Annotated in this window: 20 protein-coding genes and 2 tRNA genes; 16 read left to right on the forward strand and 6 right to left on the reverse strand. The window is 63.3% G+C overall.

The genetic code is table 11. The features are described 5' to 3' along the window. Window positions 1–36 precede the first annotated feature (36 nt). Both IFT55_RS16295 and IFT55_RS16300 read left to right on the forward strand, forming a co-directional pair. Window positions 37–564: a superoxide dismutase family protein gene (locus tag IFT55_RS16295; RefSeq protein ID WP_192093410.1), complete on the forward strand. Its 528-nt coding sequence runs from the start codon at window positions 37–39 to the stop codon at window positions 562–564. Further along, entirely contained in the window at window positions 561–1634 is a 1074-nt protein-coding gene (locus IFT55_RS16300) for a lactonase family protein (protein ID WP_192093411.1), read from the forward strand. The genes IFT55_RS16295 and IFT55_RS16300 overlap by 4 nt, the downstream gene beginning before the upstream one ends. 40 nt (window positions 1635–1674) lie before the next feature. Here the strand turns inward: IFT55_RS16300 and IFT55_RS16305 are convergent, their stop codons facing one another. After that, window positions 1675–2283, reverse strand: coding sequence for a 5'-methylthioadenosine/S-adenosylhomocysteine nucleosidase (locus IFT55_RS16305; RefSeq protein WP_192093412.1), 609 nt, complete (start codon window positions 2281–2283; stop codon window positions 1675–1677). Between the two features lie 285 nt (window positions 2284–2568). Between IFT55_RS16305 and acnA the strand changes: the two genes are divergently transcribed. Then, window positions 2569–5244: an aconitate hydratase AcnA gene (gene acnA / locus IFT55_RS16310; RefSeq protein WP_192093413.1), complete on the forward strand. Its 2676-nt coding sequence runs from the start codon at window positions 2569–2571 to the stop codon at window positions 5242–5244. Window positions 5245–5307: 63 nt separating this feature from the next. On the opposite strand, the gene IFT55_RS16315 is transcribed toward acnA, so the two are convergent. After that, window positions 5308–5835 carry a hypothetical protein gene (locus IFT55_RS16315; protein ID WP_197976509.1) on the reverse strand — a complete coding sequence of 176 codons (528 nt, stop codon included), beginning with the start codon at window positions 5833–5835 and terminating at the stop codon, window positions 5308–5310. 202 nt (window positions 5836–6037) lie between these two features. Here IFT55_RS16315 and IFT55_RS16320 point away from each other — a divergent pair. Both IFT55_RS16320 and IFT55_RS16325 read left to right on the forward strand, forming a co-directional pair. Continuing rightward, window positions 6038–6123: transfer RNA gene (locus IFT55_RS16320), tRNA-Leu, on the forward strand. Between the two features lie 91 nt (window positions 6124–6214). Continuing rightward, window positions 6215–7657 carry a site-specific integrase gene (locus IFT55_RS16325; protein WP_192093414.1) on the forward strand — a complete coding sequence of 481 codons (1443 nt, stop codon included), beginning with the start codon at window positions 6215–6217 and terminating at the stop codon, window positions 7655–7657. 749 nt (window positions 7658–8406) lie between these two features. On the opposite strand, the gene IFT55_RS17815 is transcribed toward IFT55_RS16325, so the two are convergent. After that, window positions 8407–8712 carry a helix-turn-helix domain-containing protein gene (locus IFT55_RS17815; protein WP_446740737.1) on the reverse strand — a complete coding sequence of 102 codons (306 nt, stop codon included), beginning with the start codon at window positions 8710–8712 and terminating at the stop codon, window positions 8407–8409. 686 nt (window positions 8713–9398) lie between these two features. Then, window positions 9399–9977 carry a recombinase family protein gene (locus tag IFT55_RS16330; RefSeq protein ID WP_192093415.1) on the reverse strand — a complete coding sequence of 193 codons (579 nt, stop codon included), beginning with the start codon at window positions 9975–9977 and terminating at the stop codon, window positions 9399–9401. Between the two features lie 712 nt (window positions 9978–10689). On the opposite strand from IFT55_RS16330, the gene IFT55_RS17820 reads away from it, so the two are divergent. From IFT55_RS17820 to IFT55_RS16350, 4 genes are all read left to right on the forward strand, one after another. Continuing rightward, entirely contained in the window at window positions 10690–11169 is a 480-nt protein-coding gene (locus tag IFT55_RS17820) for a TauD/TfdA family dioxygenase (RefSeq protein ID WP_446740738.1), read from the forward strand. Continuing rightward, window positions 11169–12131: a hypothetical protein gene (locus IFT55_RS16340; protein ID WP_192093417.1), complete on the forward strand. Its 963-nt coding sequence runs from the start codon at window positions 11169–11171 to the stop codon at window positions 12129–12131. Before IFT55_RS17820 ends, IFT55_RS16340 begins: the two co-directional genes overlap by 1 nt. 678 nt (window positions 12132–12809) lie before the next feature. Beyond that, window positions 12810–14210 (forward strand): ABC transporter substrate-binding protein, encoded by a 1401-nt coding sequence (locus IFT55_RS16345; RefSeq protein WP_192093418.1) that lies wholly within the window; start codon window positions 12810–12812, stop codon window positions 14208–14210. Between the two features lie 5 nt (window positions 14211–14215). After that, entirely contained in the window at window positions 14216–14647 is a 432-nt protein-coding gene (locus IFT55_RS16350) for a DUF4112 domain-containing protein (RefSeq protein WP_192093419.1), read from the forward strand. Between the two features lie 117 nt (window positions 14648–14764). Here IFT55_RS16350 and IFT55_RS16355 read toward each other — a convergent pair. Further along, window positions 14765–14839, reverse strand: a tRNA-Thr gene (locus IFT55_RS16355). A gap of 111 nt (window positions 14840–14950) precedes the next feature. Between IFT55_RS16355 and IFT55_RS16360 the strand changes: the two genes are divergently transcribed. From IFT55_RS16360 to IFT55_RS16375, 4 genes are all read left to right on the forward strand, one after another. After that, window positions 14951–15091, forward strand: coding sequence for a hypothetical protein (locus IFT55_RS16360; RefSeq protein WP_192093420.1), 141 nt, complete (start codon window positions 14951–14953; stop codon window positions 15089–15091). Between the two features lie 48 nt (window positions 15092–15139). Next, a complete protein-coding gene (locus IFT55_RS16365; RefSeq protein ID WP_197976510.1) occupies window positions 15140–16108 on the forward strand; it encodes a cellulase family glycosylhydrolase in 969 nt (322 codons plus the stop codon). A gap of 65 nt (window positions 16109–16173) precedes the next feature. Next, on the forward strand, window positions 16174–16881 hold the full coding sequence (locus IFT55_RS16370) for an alpha/beta hydrolase (RefSeq protein WP_192093421.1): 708 nt from the start codon (window positions 16174–16176) through the stop codon (window positions 16879–16881). Further along, window positions 16878–17633, forward strand: coding sequence for a tetratricopeptide repeat protein (locus IFT55_RS16375; RefSeq protein WP_342029336.1), 756 nt, complete (start codon window positions 16878–16880; stop codon window positions 17631–17633). The genes IFT55_RS16370 and IFT55_RS16375 overlap by 4 nt, the downstream gene beginning before the upstream one ends. 13 nt (window positions 17634–17646) lie before the next feature. Here IFT55_RS16375 and IFT55_RS16380 read toward each other — a convergent pair whose 3' ends face one another. Then, a complete protein-coding gene (locus tag IFT55_RS16380) occupies window positions 17647–18360 on the reverse strand; it encodes an SIMPL domain-containing protein (protein ID WP_192093423.1) in 714 nt (237 codons plus the stop codon). A 110-nt stretch (window positions 18361–18470) separates the two neighbouring features. On the opposite strand from IFT55_RS16380, the gene IFT55_RS16385 reads away from it, so the two are divergent. The 3 genes from IFT55_RS16385 to IFT55_RS16395 are packed head-to-tail and all read left to right on the forward strand — an operon-like array spanning window position 18471 to window position 20011. Further along, window positions 18471–18869, forward strand: a complete 399-nt coding sequence (locus IFT55_RS16385) for a VOC family protein (RefSeq protein ID WP_192093431.1) — start codon at window positions 18471–18473, stop codon at window positions 18867–18869. Beyond that, window positions 18869–19588: a hydroxyacylglutathione hydrolase gene (gene gloB / locus IFT55_RS16390; protein WP_192093424.1), complete on the forward strand. Its 720-nt coding sequence runs from the start codon at window positions 18869–18871 to the stop codon at window positions 19586–19588. The genes IFT55_RS16385 and gloB overlap by 1 nt, the downstream gene beginning before the upstream one ends. A 24-nt stretch (window positions 19589–19612) precedes the next feature. Beyond that, a complete protein-coding gene (locus IFT55_RS16395) occupies window positions 19613–20011 on the forward strand; it encodes a hypothetical protein (protein WP_192093425.1) in 399 nt (132 codons plus the stop codon). The last annotated feature ends 113 nt before the right edge of the window (window positions 20012–20124 follow it).

A 20124-nucleotide genomic window follows, 5' to 3' on the forward strand; every position in this document is an offset into this window, starting at 1 on the left:
GGTCCATTACGCTTCAAACCAATCGGGAGACCGTCGATGTTTCGTGCCACCTTTCTGACCGCGATCGCCGCAACGGCGCTTGCCGGCTGCACCACCACGACGGCAGGCGACGAAGCGCCCGCGCAACGCAGTGCAGTCGCTCCGCTGCGCACCGCCGCAGGTGCCGATGTCGGCAGCGTCACCGCGACGCAGGTCGATGGCGGCCTGCGTATCGCGATCGACGCGCGTGGCATGCCGCAGGGGCCGCACGGCGCCCATATCCATACCGTCGGTCGGTGCGATGCGCCCGATTTCACGACGGCGGGCGGACATTGGAACCCCACGGCACGTCAGCATGGCACCAGCAATCCGGCTGGTCCGCATGTCGGCGACGCGCCCAACCTGTTGGTCGGTACGGACGGTAGCGGGTCGCTATCGATAACGTTGCCCGGCGGTACGCTGGCGGAGCTGCTCGACGCCGATGGAGCGGCGTTCGTGGTCCACGCCGCAGCCGACGATTACCGCACCGATCCGTCAGGCAATTCGGGGGCGAGGCTCGCGTGCGGGGTGTTTGCGGCGGCATGACCAGCCGGCGTGACGTGATGGCCGGCATCGCCGCCATGGGTACGTTGGCCGCAACCCCCGTCCGTGCCGGTACGGCGCGACCGGCGTTGGTGGCGGGAACCTATGCGGGGAAGGGCGGGGCGGGGCTGGTCCCGATCGACCCCGCCGGGCGGGTCGGCGCGCCCGTCACCGCGCTGAAGGATGTTTCGTTCGGCGTCTCGCGTGCGACCGGTCCCCGGTATCTGGTGCGGGAAGGTCCCGCCGGACGATTGATCGCGACCGATCGTGCGGGGAATATCCTTGCCGATCGGGCGAGCGGTGGCGACGATCCGTGCCATATCGCGATCGATCCTGCCGCGCGCGCTCTGGCCGTCGCCAATTATTCGTCGGGGACGGTGTCGGTCTATCCGCTCGACCGGGCTGGGTTGCCCGGCGATCCGGTCGTCCGCCAGCAACGCGGCACCGGGCCGAATACGGAACGACAGGGCGGGCCGCATGCGCACTGGGTCGGGTTCACCGCTAATGGCCGTCATCTGCACGCCGTCGACCTCGGCGCGGACGCCGTCTTCGCCTATGCGATGCGGGGCGCGATCCCGTCCGAACCGCGGGTTGCATGGCGTGCGCCGGCGGGATCGGGGCCGCGTCATCTGGCGCATCATCCGCGTCGCCCGCTCGCCTATGTCGTCACCGAAATGGCGAACACGCTGGTCACGCTGACGGCCGCATCCGATGGCAGTTTCACGACGCGATCGACCCGCTCGCTGCTGCCAGCGGACTTTGCCGGACCGTCGCAGGCGGCGCATATCGCGATCGATCGCCGTGGCCGCCGCCTATATGCCTCCAATCGCGGGCATAACAGCATCGCGGTGTTCGATCTGGGCGACGACGGGACGCCGCGCCCGATCCAGCACATCGTCAGCGGCGGCGACTGGCCGCGCTTCTTCCTGTTGCTCGAAGACGCCGGGCAATTGCTGGTCGCGAACGAACGCAGCGGGACGGTGGCGGTGTTCGCGATCGGTTCGGATGGCCGGTTGTCCCCGACCGACGAGCGGATAGCGATCCCCGGCGTGGTGTTTCTCGACCGCGCATAGGGATGGTGCGGTCGCCCTTCCAGGTCATGGGATGGCCCGGTCAGGCGGCCGTCAGACGATCCACCGCCGCCGCCAGCCGTTCGTCCAGCACCTCCAGCATCGCGGTCCATCCGCCCAGCGCGTCGAGTTCGCCCGGTCCGTCGGAAACCCCGCGTAGTCCGGCGAGCGGCACGCCGAAGCGCTGGCAGGCGCGCAACACGGCGAACGTCTCCATATCGACCATATCGGCGTCGATCCGGTCATAGTCGTCGCCACCGACGATGTTCGCGCCGGTCGACAGCCGCGCCGCTGCCAACCCCGCGATCGGCATGGCCAGCGGCATCTCCGCCGGATGGTCGGTGAACGGCGTGACCCCCTTCGCCACGCCGATCCGCGTCGCATCCATGTCGTGCCACGACACGCTCGCCACCTGCCACACCGATCCCAGCGCCAGCCGCCGCGACCCTGCCGACCCGATCGACACGACCATATCGGGAAGCCCGCCCGCCGCAGCCAGTCCGCCCAGCGCCACGCCGGTCGCCAGCGCGGCCTCGACCGGTCCGACCCCCGTCACCAGCGGATCGAACCGCGCACGTAGATGCCGGCCGTATTCGTGCGTCGTCGCCATGACGAACAGCGTTCGCCGCCCGTCGATCGTCGTGAGTTCCATTGGTGCAGTGTATGGCGGCGCGTGCGGTGTGGCGCAATCGGACGGAAGCGTTCCGTTATCGCCCGCCCAGCTACGTCCAATATTGCTATTGCGAATTGACATCAATTGTGATGAACTGGATTGACGGCAGATCGGCGCTTTGCAGCGGATTCACCCACTTCCCCCGGCGGCACCCCCTTGCTAAGGCGCGGCGTACAGCACGCATTCGCACCTGCGGTACGCGCGTGGCGGCCACACGATCGGCCAGCCCCTTCAGCGTCCGCGACCATCTGGGAAGGACCCCGCATGACCGCAATCGGCCAGGACACGCTCGGCACTCGCGACACGCTCGATGTCGAGGGCAAGACCTATTCATATTATTCGCTGGCGAAGGCCGCGGCGAAGCTGGGCGACGTGTCGCGGCTGCCCTTTTCGATGAAGGTGCTGCTGGAGAACATGCTGAGGTTCGAGGACGGCGTCACCGTCACGCCGGAAGATGCGCAGGCGATCGTCGACTGGCAGAAGGACGCGCGGTCGGACCGCGAGATCCAGTATCGCCCGGCGCGCGTGCTGATGCAGGATTTCACCGGCGTTCCCTGCGTCGTCGATCTGGCGGCGATGCGCGACGCGATCACGGGCCTCGGCGGCGATGCGGCCAAGATCAATCCGCAGGTTCCGGTCCACCTCGTGATCGACCATTCGGTCATGGTCGACGAATTCGGCACGCCGAAGGCGGCCGAAGCGAATGTCGAGCTGGAATATCAGCGCAACATCGAACGCTATGAATTCCTGAAATGGGGATCGAAGGCGCTCGACAATTTCTCGGTCGTGCCCCCGGGCACCGGCATCTGTCACCAGGTGAACCTCGAATATGTCGCGCAGGCGGTGTGGTCGTCCGAATCGACCGACGGCACCGGCATGATCGCCTATCCCGACACGCTGGTCGGCACCGACAGCCACACGACGATGGTCAACGGCCTTGGCGTACTCGGCTGGGGCGTGGGCGGGATCGAGGCGGAAGCCGCGATGCTCGGCCAGCCGGTATCGATGCTGATCCCCGAAGTCGTCGGCTTCAAGCTGACCGGCAAGCTTCAGGAAGGCATTACCGCCACCGATCTGGTGCTGACCGTCACCCAGATGCTGCGCGCCAAGGGCGTGGTCGGCCGTTTCGTCGAATTTTATGGTCCCGGCCTGTCGGCGATGACGCTGGCGGATCGCGCGACCATCGCCAACATGGCCCCGGAATATGGCGCGACCTGCGGCTTCTTCCCGATCGACGACAAGACGATGGACTATATGCGCCTGACTGCGCGTCCGGCCGAAGTGATCGCGCTGACCGAAGCCTATGCGAAGGCGAACGGCTTCTGGCGGTATGACGATGCCGCCGATCCGATCTTCACCGATACGCTCGAACTCGACATGTCGTCGGTCGTGCCGTCGCTCGCCGGCCCGAAGCGTCCGCAGGATCGCGTCGAACTGCCGATGGTCGACGACGTATTCAACGGCGACCTGACCAACGTGTACAAGAAGGCCGCCGCCGTGCGGGTGCCGGTCGAGGGTGCCACGCACGATATCGGCGACGGCGACGTTGTGATCGCCGCCATCACCAGCTGCACCAACACGTCGAACCCGTCGGTGCTGGTCGCCGCCGGTCTGGTCGCGCGCAAGGCGCATGCGCTGGGCCTCAAGCCCAAGCCATGGGTCAAGACGTCGCTAGCACCGGGATCGCAGGTCGTGACCGACTATCTCGACAAGTCGGGCCTGACGCAGGATCTGAACGCGGTCGGCTTCAACCTCGTCGGCTATGGCTGCACCACCTGCATCGGCAATTCGGGGCCGCTGGCTGCACCGATCAGCGCCGCGATCAACGGCAACGACATCGTCGCCGCGTCGGTCCTGTCGGGCAACCGCAACTTCGAAGGCCGCGTGTCGGCTGACGTGCGCGCCAACTTCCTCGCCAGCCCGCCGCTGGTCGTCGCCTATGCGCTCAAGGGCACGGTGACGCAGGACATGGTGTCGACCCCGATCGGGCAGGGAACGGACGGACAGGACGTCTATCTCAAGGACATCTGGCCGACCAACCAGGAGGTGGCCGACCTGATGGCCGCCAACATCGACGACGGCATGTTCCGTGCGCGCTACGGCAACGTCTATGCCGGCGACGCGCACTGGGCGGGGATCGAGGTCGAGGGTTCGGACACCTATCGCTGGCCGACCAGCAGCACCTACATCGCCAATCCGCCCTATTTCGACGGGCTGACGATGACCCCGAACGCGGTGGCCGACATCGTCGAGGCCAAGCCGCTGGCGATCCTTGGCGATTCGATCACCACCGATCATATCTCGCCCGCCGGATCGATCAAGGCGGACAGCCCGGCCGGCACGTTCCTGCAGGAGCATCAGGTCAGCCGCGCGGACTTCAACTCGTACGGCGCACGTCGCGGCAACCATGACGTGATGATGCGCGGCACCTTCGCCAACATCCGCATCAAGAACGAGATGGTCCCCGGCGTCGAAGGCGGCATGAGCCGTTACGACGGCGAAGTCATGGCGATCTATGACGCAGCGATGCGTCACAAGGCTGACGGCACGCCGCTGGTGGTGGTCGCGGGCAAGGAATATGGCACCGGATCGTCGCGCGACTGGGCGGCGAAGGGCACCAACCTGCTGGGCGTCCGTGCGGTCATCACCGAAAGCTTCGAGCGGATCCATCGCTCGAACCTCGTCGGCATGGGCGTGCTGCCGCTCCAGTTCGCCGAGGGCGTCACGCGCCAGACGCTGGGTCTGACCGGCGACGAGACGTTCACGATCCGTGGCGTCGCGGAACTGCGCCCGCGGCAGGACGTGGAAGTCGAACTGGTCCGCGCCGACGGATCGTCGGAAACCTTCCTGACCAAGTGCCGGATCGATACCGTCAACGAGCTGGAATATTTCCTGAACGGCGGCATCCTGCACTACGTCCTGCGCAAGCTGGCCGCATAAGCCATCGTCCGGTAACGGCAGGAAAGGCCGCGTCACCGTCGGGTGGCGCGGCCTTTTCGTATTTCAGGCCGCTGCCCGGCCGAACAGCCATGCCGATGCCAGCCACAATCCGGCGAACAGCACCGTGATCGGTCCGATGAACCCGAACCCGGCCACCAGCGCGACCATGAACACCGCGACCTGAGCCGCCGCCGTCGCGATCATCGCCCGCCGCATCCCCGCTGCCCGCGCCCGTGCGGCCACCGTTCCGCCGATCGCGACCGCCAGTACGCCGGCGAACAGCAGGTTGGCGGCATTGTCCTCCGAACCTATGATCCCGACCGCCAGGTTGATCCACACCAACAGGAACGCCGCCAGCAACGCCAGCCCCGCCGCGATGCGGTACGCCGCACTTGCCGACGTCCGTACCGCCAGCTCGAATGCGATCCCCACGCCGCCGATCATCGCGGCGGCGAACGCGAAGTCGGCCGGCGTCCAGTCGACTTCCTGCGTAAACTGCATCGCGACCAGCGGCAGCGCCACCAGACCCGCCGCCGTACTCCATGCCGCAACCCGTATCCGGTTGCCCCGCTGCCCCGTCATGACCGTCATTCCTGCCTCCTGTCGCTGTTCGGGGCAGGATAGGGCAGGGTCACCAGTCCGGGAAAGCATGGGTTCGAAGGAAGGACGATGCAGGAACGGTGCAGTCTGCCGCTGCGCCTAGCAAAGATCGACGCCCGGAACGGCGTTCATGCCGGTGGGTCACTTACCCGGCTTGACGGTTCGGCCGCGATCCGCTTGGAACCAAGCGCGGGCGGACGTGGCGAAATGGTAGACGCAGCGGACTTAAAATCCGCTTCCCCTATGGGAGTGTGGGTTCGAGTCCCACCGTCCGCACCAAGCGCTTCTAAGCCCTTCTAGGGCCTCAAGATGCTCAGAAATCAGCCTCTTTTGACCGCTTGCCTATTACATTTGTATTAGGACCGCGATCATGTGCACGTACCTCGATACAGTCGGCAGCACCTACTATTTCCGGCGGGTCGTACCGCTCGAACTGAGGCCGTACATTCTCACCCGAACGGGCAATCCTCGGACGGAGTGGAAAATTTCGCTCGGCACAAAGGATCGGGCTGAAGCGAAGCGGCTGTTGCCAGGTATCACCGAGGGCACCAACGTCGAAATCGACGCGGCGATGGCGCGGCGGGCGCGGGAGGATGCTCGGAACGTCCCCGAGGCGACCGTTGGGCGTCGTTCTCGCAACCCGGGAGCACAGACTGGACTCTATGCTCGACTTGCTCAGGAGCAAGCTGACAGGCGCGAGGCGCGGCGACGGCTCAGGGAGGAAATGGAGGACACAGCTCGGAGTTTTTCTACGTCCGAACTCGATCCGATCCACGCGATCATCAAAGACATCATGCGCGAGCGGGAGGAAGCAGCGCAGGGGCAGGCCCAGCCGGAAGTCGCGTCGCGAATTGGGCAACGCACAGCCGTTCCGCTGATCGACCTGTTCGACTCTTACGCCAAAGAGCAGGGGATGAGTCCGGTGACGGCTCAGGATTGGAAGGGCGTGCTGCGGTCGTTGGTCCGGTTTGTTGGGCATGACGACGCTACCCGACTCGTTGTCGACGATATAGATCGCTGGCGGGACATGCTCCTGTCCGAAGCGACCAAGCGGGGCGGCCTACGCAGCCCTCGCACAGTAAAAGACAATTACCTGTCGGCGCTGCGTTCCACGCTCAACTACGCGGTGAGCAAGCGCAAGCTGCCTGAGAACGTCGCTTCCACGGTGACGGTCCGCATACCACGGCAGCCGAAACTACGCGAGCGGGACTTCACCGACGCAGAAGCAGCCTCGATTTTAAGTGCTACCCTGAAGCTACAAACAGATGCACCGGCGCTAACCCAACGGGCGCGGCGCTGGATACCTTGGTTGTGCGCCTACACAGGCGCGCGGGTAAACGAGATAAGCCAGCTCCGCGGCAGCGACGTTGTGGAAGTGGAGGGTGTGTGGACCATTCACATCACGCCCGAGGCCGGGCGGGTTAAGTCTGGCGAAGCCCGGACAGTCCCGCTGCATCCGCACATAATTGAGCAAGGGTTCCTAGCTCTGGTCGATCAGGTTGGCGCTGGCGCGCTGTTCTACGATCCCGGCAGGGTGCGGAAGCCGGGTGCGGCGAACCGGCATGTGTCAAAGGTTGGCGAGCGTCTTGCTGCTTGGGTTCGGGAAGAGGGCGGGGTCGCTGATCCCAACGTGTCCCCGAATCACGGCTGGCGACACACGTTCAAGACGCGAGCATTGGAGGCAGGGATGCCCGAAAGGTTCATGGACGCGATACAGGGGCATGCCGCACGAAGTGTGGGACAAACCTACGGGCGGGTTCCGATTAAGACGCTTGCTGAGGCAGTGGCTAAGCTGCCAAGATTCGCGGTGTAGGGGTACCTCAACAGGGTGGCGTTATCGCTGCGGCTCAGAAGACGGTCTACGCGCTCCATGGGGACTTTCACCCCCGGCACCTTCCCGAGCAGTTTACCTACCTCGCGATCATACGCCACAGGTGGCGAGCGGTACTTCGGGTTGTCCGCATCGTAGGCGGCAGCAACGGCCTTGCCGGGCAGCACCACGGACGGACGCGGGTTTCGTATTTTGAATGCGGAATCCCTAGTATTTCGAGCGTAGCCCGAAGCGGAGACATTTTCCGACGATCCGTGTTGGTAGTACGCCTCTCAACAGAGAAGTAATGGGACACTGAGGTTTAAAAGATAGTTATTAATAATTTCATTGCTATAGAAATTGATCTACAAAAATCAAGAGAGATAGTGCCCGTACATGCGCGTCTCAGGGTCGCAAGCTTAGCCCTCAATGAAAGTCTATAATAGGGCTAGCTAGTCAGGATTGATTGGAGGACGAGCTTGGTAGCTAGCTACAGGTTTAATCCTGTATTATATACATCATTCTAGATTGGATAGTGGTAGGAGTGGCCCGGTCCATCCCGACCAAATAGATTGATCGTTCAAGTCCGGCCCACTTACATCATTCTGAGTTGGATCAGCGTGTAGGTGGCGGCCCGGCTCGCGCAACGGTCAGCACAATGCTGATCGCCATCCGGGGATTGCTCCCGTCCAAACGCGATGATCGTTACCGTCCGATCCACGACGAAAGAGGCTCCGCTAAAAGCGTTTTCTCTACTTAGGGGGTATCAATTCAAGAACGGCAGAAATCTGGGAAATTCCAGCATCTAATTTGGGGTTTTGAGCTAGCCCGACTTCGTCCGTCTGTAACCGGAAAAGCAAACTCTTGAGGCGCTTTTCCCCCTCTTCGATCTCACGATCCCACTCCCGCATTTTCTTTTCACGCTTCCATGCTTCACGTCCTGCAATCGCAGCTTCGCCGTAGTCGCGACAGTATCTTTTTACCGTGGCCTCGCTGATGCCAAAATGTTTGGCGGTCTGTCGTATGCTAGTCTTCCGAGACTGTCGCCATCCCGCCACTCTGCGCGCGTCTTCTATTATGAGTGGTCGTCCCCCAACACTCGCTGGGGTCTTAGTATGTTGCTGCAAGCTCAGCCGATCATTTACGCGTTTGGCAGCCAGATATAATCCGGCGTGAGAGTCAGACGCTATACAAGGAGGAAAGGTAACAGACCTGCGGCTGAGCTTCGGAGCATCCAAGACTTGCTCCGGTGTCCCTCAGGGCCGTCTTGGCGGCGAGGGTGCGCATCTAGCGCAAGGAGGAAAATGCCTGCGGCTCCGGCATCTGTCAATCGGCCTTTGGGTGCCCCACAGAGAGTCCTCGGCGTTCACTACTGCCGACTGGTCTGTCTCGGCCCGCCGATCAGAGAAGCGCCTCAGCGGGCGTCTGCGTTGACCTAGCAAGGGCGCACGCGTGGCGCTGTTCTGACATCAGGCCATAGAGTGCGCCGATCAGGTGCGCACGACGCGTAAGCTCGCTGGTGCAATCAGAGACGGGCGCAAACCCGGCGCTCCCATGCGAATGGCATAGCCCTGCTCAACCAAGTATGCGGCCTCCTCTAATGATCGCACAAAGGTTGAGCTTTCCCTGTGGTGGCGCTTCTCGGGGATGCGCCGGTCGACTAGCTCGTAGCCCCGTTCGGACAGCACCGGCTGCTCGTCCCTGCCGTCGCGGGGCTTTAGCCGTTCGATCGTGACAGTCATACTCAGTCCGCCCGCTGCTCAATGCGCTGGATGGATGAGCGAGACATGCCGAACTCCTTGGCTAAGACACCTAGCGAAACGCCTAGCGCGCGGCGGATGCGAATGTCATGCTGCTGAGCATTGGAAAGCGACTGTTTGCGGCCAAGCTGTTTCCCCTCAGCCTTTGCACGAGCAAGGCCGGATTGCGTCCGCTCTATCAGGAGGTCGCGCTCGAATTCCGCAACGGCATTGATAACGCCCATTGTCATTTTGCCTGCCGGGCTAGTCAAATCGACGCCACCTAGTGCAAGGCAATGGACTCTGACACCTTCGCTTGCGAGCCGATCTACCGTGGCGCGAACGTCCATCGCGTTGCGACCAAGCCGATCTAGCTTGGTAACTAGAAGGACATCGCCGTCCTCAAGCCGATCTACGAGCTTTGCAAAGCCGACACGTTCCATAGCAGCCGTGGAGCCGGACACGGTTTCCGTCACAACCCGCTTAGGCTCTACTGTAAAGCCCGCCGCCTCAATCTCGCGTACCTGATTATCCGTGCTCTGATCCGCAGTGCTGACGCGGCAGTAAGCAAAAGTACGGGCCATGCTTTTCCTCCTGTACCGAAAACCTGTTCCGCAATGTGTGGCGTACCGGAAGTAAGGTCAAGCTATATTTTGGGACAAGCTACGGCAGTGTCCCAGAACCCTACGATTTCGGGCTAGCCTGTGAGCAAGCGCAGGCCATAGGCTAAATCGTAGAGTGGGCTGATACGTGGCCTTGCACGGCTAGGCATCGGTGACGCTGGACCGGCCGTGCTTCATGGTCACACAGCCCCATCAATGCCGCGTAGTGATACCACTCAAGCTGAATCATTACGGCGGCAAACACAGGGCTACCCTGTAGCAGGACCATAGTGGCAAGGCTCTTAATGGTCCTCCAAAGCTGCTCTGCATTGATGACACGCCTGCCGGCATACTTATCCCCCCATAATGCAGGACGCGCGCTTTTGGCATACAGGCCTGAGCAGGGTCGGTACGGGGGTAATCGCATGTGTGAGATGTGGGACTTGCCTCCTCGTATAAGCGGATCAGAATAAGGTCACGATCATGTTTGGCTCTCGCGCGTTGACGGCGGAGATGTCAGATTGGCGTTATGGACATTCAAACATCACTCCAGCGTAACGGCTGGGCGGCGCTATCCTGCGCGTCATTCGGATGGTCCGAAATTGAGCAGTTTCTAGCTAAGCTCGATGCGTGGCCCGCCTCAGACCCCAAGATCCTTCGTCCCGTTTCTCGGTCCGTTGCGCGACCCGGGACCATGTCCGCAGTTACAGGCTATTCGCGCCAGCCGCTTCACACTGATGGCGCACATTTAGCCGAGCCTCCAAGATATGTTGTACTCCGGTGTCTTGATCCCGGCGAGCGGTCCTGCCCAACTATAATCGGCACACTTGACTGGAAAGCTATTACGGCAACCAAGCCGTATGCTCTCTACAGAGCCGGATGGAGGGTGCGCCCTCGACCTTATCAAAGCTTTCAAGCCAAGATCGTTGACGAAGCGTCGACCCATAACAGAATACGCTACGATCCAATTTGCATGCGCCCCGAAAGAGGTGGTGAAATTGCAAAGAATGCTACTATCCAAATTTTGGACATGTACACGTACCTACACGTGCATTATTGGAAGAAAGGTGAATTTCTTATTCTCGATAACTGGTTAGTCTTGCATGGCCGAGGCGATGGCGGGGATCAGGCTATTAGTCGGTGCTTAGAGCGCAGAGCATACGGAGCAGTTTAATGGATTGGGATAGCGGCCTTTTACTGAGAAAAGCCAAGGTTTATGCGCTGCGTGCGCATGACGAAGGTATAGAGTCAGAACTGTTCGGCTTTTGGCTTAGCCTAGCGATGGAACTGCTCACGCGATCGGCGCTTGCTGCAATCCATCCGGTCCTTTTAGCCGATCCAAGGGAGGAGGGGAACATCCACTATTCCTTTGGGATAAACCCCAAGGGCAATCCTAGGTCGATCCAGGCTAAAACGGTGTTTGCTAGATGCTCTATATTCATCGAAGGTTTCACCGATCAAATGGTAGCGCATTGTTTAATCTTGGCTGATCGACGTAATAAGGAGCTTCATACAGGAGCACAGTCTTTTGGAGCAACAGACAGTTCCACTTGGCTGCCACAGACCTATGAGGTCATGGAGGTCGTGCTCAAAAGTATGAGTGTTGAGCTAACCAACTTTTTTGGAAACGCTCATGGCGATCTTGTAAGCAGCATGCTTAAGGATCGCCGCTCCCACATTCACGGGGAGGTTCAGAAAAAGGTCGCCGCTAGCCGTAAAGCGTTCGGTGATCTTAAAGGAACTGAGAAAGCTACGAGAGTGAGCGGAGGCCAACATTTACTAGCGGAGTGGGCAAAAACTAGTCCAATGAACAAGGTCTGCGAGTGCCCCGCATGCTCGTATAGCGCAGCACTTACTGGCGAGTCTTTGAATCGAGGATCGGTAAAGCTCGATGAAAATAATGGCCTGTTAACAAGGGAGTTGCGCGTCTTACCGAACAGCCTCCGGTGCCCAACATGCCACCTGAAGCTTGATGGATACCAAGAGCTTTTGCAAGTCAACTTGGGTCAAGTGTTCGTTACAACGGAAGAAGAAGACCCAATCGAGTTTTTCGGTATCGTCCCTGAGGACCACGTTGATATGGATAAAGTTCTTGAGGCGTATTATGAATCTCAGCACGAGTATGATAACGAATAGTAGAGTAATCCTGTCTTCGTCGTATTTCGGCATGTCATAATTTATGGGGCGTCCGATGATCGCGGATAATCGCAGATCGTCTGAACCACAGTGCTCTAGATGTTATCGTTTATGACTGTGCAATGATGCTTCGTCGTGGTGACGCTATCCTAGGCGCTGCGTCTTGAACAGGTCAGAAGAGCCGGTGTCGCTACGAAGGATACAAAAACAGATGTTAACCCTTGCCAGAGCTATGTTGCTCAGTATGGTCGCCTGAAGGATCAGTTGACTTAGCTGGCGGAGGCTGACGCGGCTCTTGTTGTCGTGTCACGCGTTTTAAGCATAGGCGTTCAGGCCCGTCTCGGTGATTGCCTAGAAGTTTGTAAGTCGCTGTTTGGACCGACGCATTGTCGTGCTTTCTTCTCATTTATATTATGTCGAACCTTCGTCGATCATCCGGCCTCACGCGCGAAGATCGTAATTCGTCAATGCCGAAGGGACACGTTGGCGGGCACACGTCGCTGAGCCGATTTAATCTTGTGCCCCTTCGCAGGTTTGTTACATTTGCCTATACCATCCACTATTGGCGGCGGCCACATAGGTATTGATTCTGCTTGGTTTTTCGGATTTCGGGTTCGAGTCCCACCGTCCGCACCACCCCACTGGTTCGCCGCGCCGGTTTCGTGGCATGGAGGGGCGATGCTTCGGTTCCTGCTTTCCGCGTCGCTACTTGCGTCGCTCGGCGCGTGCGAACGGCGGTCCGACGACCAGCCGGTGGTCGTCGGCGTTATCCCCGATCGCGACCGGCGCGAAGGCGGCGTCCGCGTCGTGGTTCGCGCTGCGCTGGCGCAGGGGCTGGTGCGTTTCGATGCGGCGGGACAGGTCGAACCGGCGCTGGCCGAGCGTTGGAGCATGGTCGACGACGGGCGCAGCTATATCTTTCGGCTGGCGGACGCGACGTGGAGCGACGGGACGGCGGTTACGGCGGCACAGGTCGTGATGAGCCTGCGCCGGGCGGTACGGGCCGGGGCGGCGCATCGGTTGACCCCCTTCCTGAGATCGATCGACGAGATCGTGGCGATGACGCCGCAGGTGATCGAAATCCGGCTGAAGCGACCGAACACCGAATTGCTCACGCTGCTGGCGCAGCCCGAACTGGCGGTATCGCGCGGATCGCGGGGCAGCGGGCCTTTGCGCCCGGTAGCGGGGCCGGGGACCAGGTTGCGCCCGCCCGTCGATACCGACGGCGATGCGGCACCCTCCCTCCCTTCCGACGAAGTGCAGGTGCAGGGCGAACGCGCGGCATTGGCGGTGGCGCGGTTTGCGCGGCGGCGGTCGGATCTCGTACTCGGCGGGACGATCGCCGACTGGCCGTTGGTCGCGGCGGCACGTATCGCACCCGTCGAGGTGCGGATCGACCCGGCGGGTGGCCTGTTCGGTTTCGCGTTCGCCAGTCGAAGCGGGTTCCTCGCAACGCCGCAGGGGCGGGCGGCGATTGCGATGGCGCTCCAATCCGCCGCTATTCCCGGTGCAATCGACGCAAGTTGGAACGACGCGGTCGCGATCCTGCCCGCGCGCCTCGATTCGGCTGCCGGTCCGGCGCTGCCGCCATGGCATGGGTTGTCGCGCGACCGGCAACGCACGTTGGCGCGCGAGCAGGTGACGGCATGGACCGCGCCGCTCGTGGTCCGCGTCGCGTTGCCCGCGGGGCCGGGGGGAACGTTGTTGTGGGGGCGGATCGTTGCCGCTCTCGGTAGCGTCGGCGTTGGTGCGGAGCGGGTTGCTTCCGATGCGCCGGCGGACCTGCGGTTGGTCGACCGGGTGGCGCCCTATGACAGCGCGCGCTGGTATCTGGCGACAGCGTGCCGGCCTTGTTCGAACGACACAGCGACGCTGATTGAGGATGCGCGCGATGCGGCCGACCTGCCCGAGCGTGCTCGGCGGCTGGCGGTGGCGGATGTGGCGCTGGCGCGCGACGTTGCGTTCGTGCCGCTGGCGCGTCCATGGCGCTGGTCGCTGGTCGCGCGACGGCTGGACGGGTTCCAGACCAACCCCCGCGCGGTCCACCCGTTGAACCATCTCCGCGCCGATCCCAGATAGGTTTCATGGCCAAACCGATCCATATCTCGCCCGAAACCTTCGACCGTATCGCCGGTTCGCTCGACCGTAGCCCCGCCGCCGTCCGTGGCAGGGTCGTGGCGATCGAACGGCTGATGGAACGGTCGCTGACGATTCCCGGCATGAACCGGGCGGTCGGACTGGACTTCCTGCTGAACTTCATCCCGGTCGTCGGCAGTTTCATCGGCGCGGCGATGGGCAGCTATATGCTGTGGGAGGCGCGTAACCTCGGCATGTCCAAATGGCAGATGGCGCGGATGGCAGGCAATGTCGGCACCGATTGGGCGTTGGGGCTGATCCCGCTGGTCGGGGCGGTGCCCGACTTCTTCTTCCGGTCGAACACGCGCAATCTGCGCATCATCCGCCGGCACCTCGACAAGCATCATCCGGCGACTGTCACCGTCGACGTTCAGGGCTGACCGAACGCGGTCATCGCCGCGTTTGGATGGGCCTCGATTGCTCGACCTCAAATCCGTCGACGAATGACGCTCACGCCGGGGCGGTCCCTTTCGGGATATGTCGACCGCGGGAAAAAATGGTGCTGCCGGTGAGGATTGAACTCACGACCTCAGCCTTACCAAGGATGCGCTCTACCACTGAGCTACGGCAGCACTGCAACCGGGAAGGAACTCCCCGGCGCGGGAGGGGCCTATGTGCAGCGTTCGAGGGGGAAGTCAAGCGACCGTTGCCAGCAAAGCCGTTGAAAGCGTAGAAACCGTCGCATGAACGACGATGACGAACGCAAGGCGCGCCTTGCCGAGGCGCTGCGCCAGAACCTGCGGCGGCGCAAGGCGCAGGCGCGGGCGGAACGGGACGTGCAGGTGAAGCCAGTTAGCGAAGACGGATCGCCCGTGCGCGATTGACAGCGCTGGTCACGCACGACAGGCTTCTGAAAAACAAGGGAGGATGCGGTGCGGCGCTGGTGGTTGTTGCTGATGGCGATGTTGATCGGGCAGGGGGCGTTGGCGCAGGGCGTGGCGCCCGCCGGGTCGCCGGTCGCCATGCACGGGCGACTGGCGGTGCAGGGCAATCGCGTGGTCGACGCACAGGGTTGCCCCTTTGCGGTACAGGGCATGTCGCTGTTCTGGAGCCAGTGGCAACCACGATATTACAACGCGAAGACCGTGGCATGGCTGGTGCGCGACTGGCGGGTCAGCGCGGTGCGTGCGGCGATCGCGGCGCAATCGGGCGGATATGATACGCAGCCGGCGGTCGAGACCGCCAAGGCCGAAGCCGTGATCGACGCGGCGATCGCGCAGGGCGTGTATGTGGTGGTCGACTGGCACGCGCATCAGCCGCGCCCCGCCGATGCGGTGCGGTTTTTCAGTCATATCGCGCGCAAATATCGCGGCGTGCCCAACCTGATCTACGAACCGTATAACGAGCCGTTGCCCGAACATGGCTGGGCCGACATTCTGAAGCCCTATCATATGCAGGTGATCGGCGCGATCCGGGCGATCGATCCGGGCGCGTTCGTGGTGGCCGGCACGCGAAGCTGGTCGCAGGACGTCGATGAGGCGGCGGCCGATCCGCTGCCGTTCCGCAACGTCGCCTATACGCTGCATTATTATGCCGCGACGCATAAGGCGGCGCTGCGGGCCAAGGCCGATCTGGCGCTGAAGCGCGGCATCGCGCTGTTCGTGACGGAATATGGCACGACGGCCGCCAACGGTGATGCGCCGATCGATGCGGCCGAGGCCCGGATCTGGTGGGACTGGTGCGCGCGAAACGGGATCAGTCATCTCAACTGGTCGATCGCGAACAAGGACGAGGCGTCCGCCGTGCTGAAACCGGGCGTCACCGCGCTTGCGGGATGGGGCGAGCGCGACCTGACCGACTCCGGGCGGCTGGTGCGGGCGCGGTTGCGGGCAGAGCGGTAGGGCAGGCGCGGCTTCCGCCGCCAAAATCCTTCACCGTTGAGGCGGACCGTGGCATGGGACGCCGCATGACCGATCCCCGTCCGCTCGCCTGTCGCCAAACCCCCGGTGCGGGGCCGACGATCCTGTTCCTGCCCGGCTATGCATCCGACATGGGCGGTACGAAGGCCTTGGCGATCGAGGCGTGGGCGAAGGCCACCGGCCGCGCGTTCGTGCGGTTCGATTATGCCGGGTGCGGCGAAAGCCCCGGGGCGTTCGAGGATCAGACGCTGGCGGGTTGGCGCGACGATGCGCTGGCGGTGATCGACGAACTGATCGCCGGGCCGGTCGTACTGGTCGGATCGTCGATGGGCGGGTGGATCATGCTGCTGGTCGCCCGCGCACGGCCCGACCGGATTGCGGCGATGGTCGGCATCGCGCCCGCGCCCGACTTCACCGACTGGGGCTTCACGCAGGCGGAGAAGCTGGCGATGCTGACCGACGGGCGGATCGAGCGGCCGTCGCCCTATGCCGATACGCCGACCGTCTATACCCGCGTCTTCTGGGCATCGGGCGAAGCGAACCGGGTGCTGATCGGGCCGGTGCCGGTCGACGTGCCGGTACGGTTGATTCAGGGGCAGCGCGATCCCGACGTGCCGTGGGAGCGGACGCTGCATCTGGCATCGTCGCTGCGTTCAGCCGATGTGCAGACATGGCTGGTCAAGGATGGCGACCATCGCCTGTCGCGCGACGGCGATATCGCCCTGATCCTGCGCGCCATCGAGGATGTATCGTGACTGCCCTGCTGCCGATCCTGTTGTTCGCGGTGCAAGCCGCCGGTCCCGCAGCGCCGACCGGGCTGACGCCCGAGGCCCGGTATGATTCCTGCGTCGATGCGGCGACGACCGATCCCGAAAGCGCCGAACGGATCGCGGGCCAGTGGCGGCTGGTCGGCGGCGGGTTCCTCGCGCGGCAGTGCCTCGGCATGAGCTATGCCACGCGCGAACGGTGGAAGGCGGCGGCCGAGGCGTTCGAACAGGCCGCGCGCGAGGCGGAAGTAGCGAAGGACGTCCGGGCGGCGAATTACTGGGCACAGGCCGGCAATGCACGGCTGGCCGATGGCGATACCGGCGCGGCCGGCACGGCGCTCGATGCGGCGCTGGCGACGGGATCGCTGACCGGACTGGCACGGGGCGAGGCGCAGCTCGACCGGGCGCGGGTCCGGGTGGCGGCGGGGGATCTGACCGGTGCGCGCGGCGATCTGGACCGTGCGGTCAAGGATGCGCCCGCCGATCCGCTGGCATGGCTGTTGTCGGCCACGCTGGCGCGGCGGACGGGCGACCTGCCGCGCGCGCGCGCCGATATCGCGGAGGCGCTGCGGCGGTCGGCGGACGACGCGTCAGTCCAGCTGGAGGCCGGCAACATCGCGGGCCTGTCGGGCGATACCGAGGCGGCACGCGCCGCGTTCGAGGCGGCGCAGCGGCTGGCCCCCGACAGCGCGCAGGCGAAGGCCGCGGCGACGGCGATCGATACCCTGCCGGTGGAGTGAGGGGGTTCCTCGCTTATTCCAGATAGAAGTCGACCGTCGTCACCACGCGCACCTTTTTGAGCGGCGTGTCGGCCACGCCATAGCCCGCCTGTTCGCCGTCGCGTGCCTCGACCGAGAAATAGCCCTGCGTCGCGCTCTTGATGCCGCCGACCTGCGTGGCGCTGTCCTTTGCGAACTGTTCGGCGGCAGCACGCGCGTCCTTGGTCGCGGCGGCGACCATCGCCGGCTTGACCGCATCCAGCCGGGTGAAGCTGTAACTGATGCCCGATCCTTCCTGCAGCACCACGCCCTGTCGCACGAGGTCGAACTGGCGTGCCACGGCACGTCGTGCGCGGGCGATATCGGTGGTGCGCAGTTGCAGCCGCTGGTTGATCGTCACCGTCTGTGCGCCGTTGACGAAGCCTTGCGACACGCTGGCACCGGCGGGTGACAGTGCGTCGGCGGCGAACCCCAGATCGGCGAAGAAGCGCCGGATGGTCTGGGTATCGCGTTCGATCCCGCCCTGGACTTCGGCAAGGTCCAGTCCCTGTTCGGAATAGTTGAGCGTCCAGACCGCAAGGTCGGCCGTGACGTTGCGTTCGGCAAGGCCGCGTACCGTCACCGACCGGTCGGCATGCCTTGCCCGCACCAGCCCGTTGCCGAGCAGATAGCCACCGACGATCATGCCGATCGCCAGCAGCAGTGCGGCGACGATCGCGGTCCGATTAAACGACGCACCCTGTTGCATGACGATTCACCCTCCCGATATCTTCGGCATACACCTTTGCGGTTCGTCGTTGAACGGCGGCTTGCAGACAAAGAACGGAGCGATTTGTGTCGACGAAATATCTGCATACCATGATCCGCGTGACCGATCCCGATGCGACGATCGCTTTCTTCGGCCTGCTGGGGCTGAGCGAGGTGCGGCGGATGGAAAACGAGAAGGGCCGCTTCACGCTGATCTTCCTTGCCGCGCCGGGACAGGAAGGCGTCGCCGAAGTGGAACTGACGCATAACTGGGATGCCGAGCCGTATGACGGCGGACGCAATTTCGGACACTTGGCGTTCCGGGTCGACGATATCTATGCGACGTGCCAGCGGCTGGCCGATGCCGGCGTGACGATCAACCGCCCGCCGCGCGACGGACATATGGCGTTCGTGAAGACACCCGACGGCATCTCGATCGAGTTGCTGCAGGACGGGTCGCTCGACCCCGCCGAGCCATGGGCGTCGATGCCGAACACGGGTAGCTGGTAATGGAGATCGTCCGCGTTCCGGTGCTATCGGACAATTATGCCTGGCTGCTGCACGATCCAGCAAGCGGCGCGACGGTGGCGATCGATCCGGGCGAGGCGCAGCCGCTGATCGATGCGGCGGCGACACGCGGCTGGACGATCGGCGGGATCTGGAACACGCACTGGCATCCCGATCACGTCGGCGGCAATGCCGCGCTGAAGGCTGCGACGGGGGCGGAGATCACCGGCCCCGAAGCTGAACGCGCGAAGATTGACGGCATGGACCGTGGCGTGGGCGAAGGCGCGATGGTGTCGGTTGGCGACCATCTGGCGCAGGTGTGGCAGGTGCCGGGCCACACCGCCGGGCATATCGCGTTCCACTTTGCCGACGACGCGGTGATCTTCACCGGCGACACGCTGTTCGCGATGGGGTGTGGGCGGTTGTTCGAAGGGACCGCGGCGGAGATGTTCGTCAACATGCGCCGCTATGCCGCACTGTCGCCGGACACCCGCGTCTATTGCGGGCACGAATACACCCTGTCGAACGGTCGCTACGCAGTCTCCGCCGAGCCGGACAATGCCGCGATCGTCGAGCGTCTGGCCGCGGTCGAAGCGATGCGTGCGGCAGGGGAGGCGACGATTCCGACCACGATCGGCGCGGAGCTTGCCACCAACCCGTTTATGCGCGCTAGTGATGCCGAGGCACTGGCGCGGCACCGATCCGCGAAAGATTCGTTCTGATATCAGGATGACGGGAGAGGCGAGATGAAGCGTTTGGCATGGACGGCGACGGCATTGCTGATCGGGGCGTGCGCCACTCCCCAACAACAGGCCGAGACGAAGGAACGGGGCGAACGGTTGTTGGCGAAGACGCTGGAAGGGCGCGTCGCCGGGCCGGCGCAGAATTGCATTCCAACCGGCTTCACCAACGGCCCGCAGGTGGTGGGCGACTCGCTGATCTATCGGCAGAGCGGCAAGCGGATCTGGCGCAGTCAGGTGGGCGACCGCTGTCCGTTCCTCCGCGACGACCAGATCGTGGTGTCGATCCTGTACGGGACGCAGGTCTGTCGCAACGACCGCTTCCGGCTGGTCGACCGGGGATCGCGCATCCCGTCGGGCGACTGTACGTTCGGCGAGTTCGTGCCGTACGACAAGGTGCGGTAGGGGCGCTCGCGACGGTTTGACTTCTCAGTAGCACGACGGCGGTGAGCGCGGGCTAGAGCGGTTTTCGATCAGTCTGCATCATATCCGCATGCGGCGAAGTAGTTGGCGCATTC

This window comes from Sphingomonas sp. CFBP 13720 (genome assembly GCF_014842075.1).
Taxonomy (GTDB): Bacteria; Pseudomonadota; Alphaproteobacteria; order Sphingomonadales; family Sphingomonadaceae; genus Sphingomonas.

Bases quoted from the DNA above. Each gene is read 5' to 3' on its own strand.
- IFT55_RS16345 (WP_192093418.1), top strand. From the start codon at position 12,810: ATGCTTCGGTTCCTGCTTTCCGCGTCGCTACTTGCGTCGCTCGGCGCG.
- IFT55_RS16380 (WP_192093423.1), bottom strand. From the start codon at position 18,360: ATGCAACAGGGTGCGTCGTTTAATCGGACCGCGATCGTCGCCGCACTG.
- IFT55_RS16325 (WP_192093414.1), top strand. From the start codon at position 6,215: ATGTGCACGTACCTCGATACAGTCGGCAGCACCTACTATTTCCGGCGG.
- IFT55_RS17820 (WP_446740738.1), top strand. From the start codon at position 10,690: ATGTCCGCAGTTACAGGCTATTCGCGCCAGCCGCTTCACACTGATGGC.
- IFT55_RS16360 (WP_192093420.1), top strand. From the start codon at position 14,951: ATGAACGACGATGACGAACGCAAGGCGCGCCTTGCCGAGGCGCTGCGC.
- IFT55_RS16315 (WP_197976509.1), bottom strand. From the start codon at position 5,835: ATGACGGTCATGACGGGGCAGCGGGGCAACCGGATACGGGTTGCGGCA.
- acnA (WP_192093413.1), top strand. From the start codon at position 2,569: ATGACCGCAATCGGCCAGGACACGCTCGGCACTCGCGACACGCTCGAT.
- gloB (WP_192093424.1), top strand. From the start codon at position 18,869: ATGGAGATCGTCCGCGTTCCGGTGCTATCGGACAATTATGCCTGGCTG.
- IFT55_RS16350 (WP_192093419.1), top strand. From the start codon at position 14,216: ATGGCCAAACCGATCCATATCTCGCCCGAAACCTTCGACCGTATCGCC.
- IFT55_RS16385 (WP_192093431.1), top strand. From the start codon at position 18,471: ATGATCCGCGTGACCGATCCCGATGCGACGATCGCTTTCTTCGGCCTG.
- IFT55_RS16295 (WP_192093410.1), top strand. From the start codon at position 37: ATGTTTCGTGCCACCTTTCTGACCGCGATCGCCGCAACGGCGCTTGCC.
- IFT55_RS16305 (WP_192093412.1), bottom strand. From the start codon at position 2,283: ATGGAACTCACGACGATCGACGGGCGGCGAACGCTGTTCGTCATGGCG.
- IFT55_RS16300 (WP_192093411.1), top strand. From the start codon at position 561: ATGACCAGCCGGCGTGACGTGATGGCCGGCATCGCCGCCATGGGTACG.
- IFT55_RS16330 (WP_192093415.1), bottom strand. From the start codon at position 9,977: ATGGCCCGTACTTTTGCTTACTGCCGCGTCAGCACTGCGGATCAGAGC.
- IFT55_RS16395 (WP_192093425.1), top strand. From the start codon at position 19,613: ATGAAGCGTTTGGCATGGACGGCGACGGCATTGCTGATCGGGGCGTGC.
- IFT55_RS16340 (WP_192093417.1), top strand. From the start codon at position 11,169: ATGGATTGGGATAGCGGCCTTTTACTGAGAAAAGCCAAGGTTTATGCG.
- IFT55_RS16370 (WP_192093421.1), top strand. From the start codon at position 16,174: ATGACCGATCCCCGTCCGCTCGCCTGTCGCCAAACCCCCGGTGCGGGG.